The organism is Nocardia sp. NPDC004722, from assembly GCF_053601505.1.
Map to the genome: position 1 here is coordinate 1 of NZ_JBSGBY010000854.1, position 2,753 is coordinate 2,753.

A 2,753-nucleotide genomic window follows, 5' to 3' on the forward strand; every position below is an offset into this window, starting at 1 on the left:
GGTGGTCGAGAAAGCGAAACAGGTAGTGCGCCGGATACCGGTCGGCGACACTCGGCTGCGGATGCGCGCGGCCGGGCACGAGGTGGTGCTCGGTTCGGGCGACGAGGTGGTGCCGGCGCTGCGCGAACTGCTGCCCACGGTGACCGTCGCCGACCCCATGAGTGTGCGAGTTCCCCTCCGCGCCTTGGCCTTGCATCCGCTCGCGGCCCGCAACGCGATCGCCGGGTCGGCCGATCCGATGGTCGCCGCCCGCGTCTTCGCACCGGTGAACGAGGCGATGCGAGCGCGGGTCATGGCCCTGGCCCGGCACTTCGAACCCGACCTGATCGTGCACGAGCCCTTCGCCGCGGTCGCCGCCATCGCCGCCGACGCGCTGAAAATCCCTGCGGTCCTGCACAATGTCGGCCTCGATCACGGTGAACGGGTCTGCGCGCGGCTGCTCGAACGACTCTCCTCGCCGCAGGTCCGCGACAGCCTCGCCCTGAGTATCGCGCCGCCGAGCATCGTCGCGATCCCGGGCCGCCCCATGCAGTACGTGCCCTTCTCCACGCCCGGCCCGCCCATGCCCGACTGGCTGGCGACCACCGGCGACCGGCCGCGAATCCTGGTCACCCGCAGCACCATGCTCGGCGACAAGCCCACCCCGTTCCTCGCCGCCGTGCTGCGCGCGGCGCCCGCGGTCGACGCCGAGTTCGTCATCGTCCGCCCGGATCTGGTCGTGACCCGCCGCGCCACGCTGCCGCCGAATGTCCGCACCGTCGGCTGGACGGTCCTCGGTGATGCCCTGTGCACCTGCGACGCCATGATCAATCACGGTGGCGCGGGCTCGGTCTACGCCGCCCTGCGCGCGGGTCTGCCGCAGATCCTCACCCCCGACACCGGTGATCGCGGCTGGAACGCCGCCCTCGTCCAAGCCCGCGGCTGCGGCCTGTCGGTGCCGCCGCGCCGGATCACCGCCGCCCACATAACCCGGTTGATCACCGATACGGGCCTGGCCACTGCGGCGCGCGAGGTCGCCGCCGAGATGGCCGCCATGCCGGGCCTCGACGACATTGCCGCCGAGCTCGGGGCCCGTTAGGCTCGCCGGGTTCATTCGATGTTGAAGGAGAGTTCGTGGGTAAAAAGAGCCGTCTCGCTTCGGGTTTCGGGGCGTTGACTGCCGGGGTGGTAGTGCTGGTGGGGGCGGCTACGGGGGTGGCCGCGGCGGAACGGACACTCACGGCGCAGGAGCAGGTGTTCGTGAGTTACCTGCAGGCGCACGGTGATCTGCTGCCCGACCTGGATCAGCAGCTGGCGGCCGTGGATCTGGGCAAGGCCGATTGCTCGGCGCTGGCGTCGGGGATGACCCGCGAGCAGCTGTCGGAGGGTCTGCCGGGCGGCGCGTCGGAGAAGGAGGAGGCCGTGCTGTTCCTCGACGCGGCCACCGCGCCGGGAAGTCTGTGCGGCTGAGCGGTTTGCCGTAGGGAATTCGCGGGCGCCGCCGGATCGGGTGGCGCCCGCACTTTTTCGGCGACCCGGCCGCGCGATCCGCTTGGCGGCCTTGCCAATTGCCGCCAATTGCAGACCTCGCGGAATTGTTCAGCAAACCTCTCCCCCGCGATCCGGGCGGGCGTAGCGTCTCCGCGCGAGGGACCCGTCACGGCGCAGGAGAGGAAACTCCCATGGCGGAGTTGGACATTGCTCTGAAGGACATGATGATGCTGGACGGCGCGATCGGCGCCAGTGTGGTCGACTATGGCAGCGGTATGCCGCTGGGCATGCTCGGCGGCACCAAAACCCTGGATATAGAGATCGCCTCGGCCGGCTTGACCGAGGTGGTACGCGCCAAGGTCCGCACCATCGAACAACTCGGCCTCAATGAGGAGATCGAGGACATTCTCATCACGCTGAGCAGCCAGTACCACCTGGTGCGGCCGTTGCGCGGGCGGCGCTCGCGCGGACTGTTCCTGTACGTCGCACTGGATCGCACCCGCGGGAACCTGGCGCTGGCCCGGCATCGGCTCAAGGACATCGAGGAGAACCTCGAGGTCTGACCGATCTTTTTCGCGGTGCTGTCGTAATCGCGTTCGCCCGTTCGTGTAGTGGATGACCCGGCATTCCGGCCGGGCGCGATCCAAGGAGCGAACATGGGCAGCATCGTGGCGGTCGTCAACCTCACTCTCGACGGCGTCATGCAGGCGCCGGGGCGGGCCGACGAGGACACCCGCGACGGCTTCACCGGCGGCGGCTGGGCGCACCGCTACGCGGACCCGGTGCAGGGCCGGGTCATGGCCGAGCACGTGGCCGCGCACAGCGGCGGCGGTCTGTTGCTGGGCCGCCGCACCTACGAGGACTTCTACGGCTTCTGGCCGCACCAGACCGACAATCCGTTCACCGAGGTGCTGGACAAGACCCGCAAGTTCGTGGCGTCCCGCACGCTCACCGAACCGCTGCCGTGGCAGAACTCGACGCTGCTGGACGGTGACGCGGTCATCGCGCTGCGGGCGCTGCGCGCCGAGCAGCCGGACCTGAATCTGGTGGCGCTGGGCAGCGGCGCGTTGCTGCGTTCGCTCATGGGGGCGGGCATGATCGACGAGTATCTGCTCTCGATTCACCCGCTCACGCTCGGTTCCGGGACTCGGCTGTTCGACGCTGCCGGGCCGGGCGCGCTGCGACTGATCGACGCCGTCACCACGACGACCGGCGTCGTGATCGCCACCTATCGTCCCGCCGCGGAGGAGTCGCTGTGACCCGGTATCTGCTGAGCATCTACC

At 69.6% G+C, this 2,753-nt stretch carries 4 protein-coding genes; all 4 read left to right on the forward strand.

The genetic code is table 11. The annotated features are described in order from the left end of the window. Positions 1–1,078, forward strand: a 1,078-nt coding sequence (locus ACWELQ_RS42985) for a glycosyltransferase (RefSeq protein ID WP_452402732.1), incomplete at its 5' end; no start/stop codon positions are given. Positions 1,079–1,113: 35 nt separating this feature from the next. Further along, positions 1,114–1,449: a DUF732 domain-containing protein gene (locus ACWELQ_RS42990; protein ID WP_452402733.1), complete on the forward strand. Its 336-nt coding sequence runs from the start codon at positions 1,114–1,116 to the stop codon at positions 1,447–1,449. A gap of 212 nt (positions 1,450–1,661) precedes the next feature. Next, positions 1,662–2,033 (forward strand): hypothetical protein, encoded by a 372-nt coding sequence (locus ACWELQ_RS42995; protein WP_452402734.1) that lies wholly within the window; start codon positions 1,662–1,664, stop codon positions 2,031–2,033. Positions 2,034–2,126: 93 nt separating this feature from the next. Further along, positions 2,127–2,729: a dihydrofolate reductase family protein gene (locus tag ACWELQ_RS43000; RefSeq protein WP_452402735.1), complete on the forward strand. Its 603-nt coding sequence runs from the start codon at positions 2,127–2,129 to the stop codon at positions 2,727–2,729. Positions 2,730–2,753 lie beyond the last annotated feature (24 nt).

Bases quoted from the DNA above. Each gene is read 5' to 3' on its own strand.
- ACWELQ_RS43000 (WP_452402735.1), top strand. From the start codon at position 2,127: ATGGGCAGCATCGTGGCGGTCGTCAACCTCACTCTCGACGGCGTCATG.
- ACWELQ_RS42995 (WP_452402734.1), top strand. From the start codon at position 1,662: ATGGCGGAGTTGGACATTGCTCTGAAGGACATGATGATGCTGGACGGC.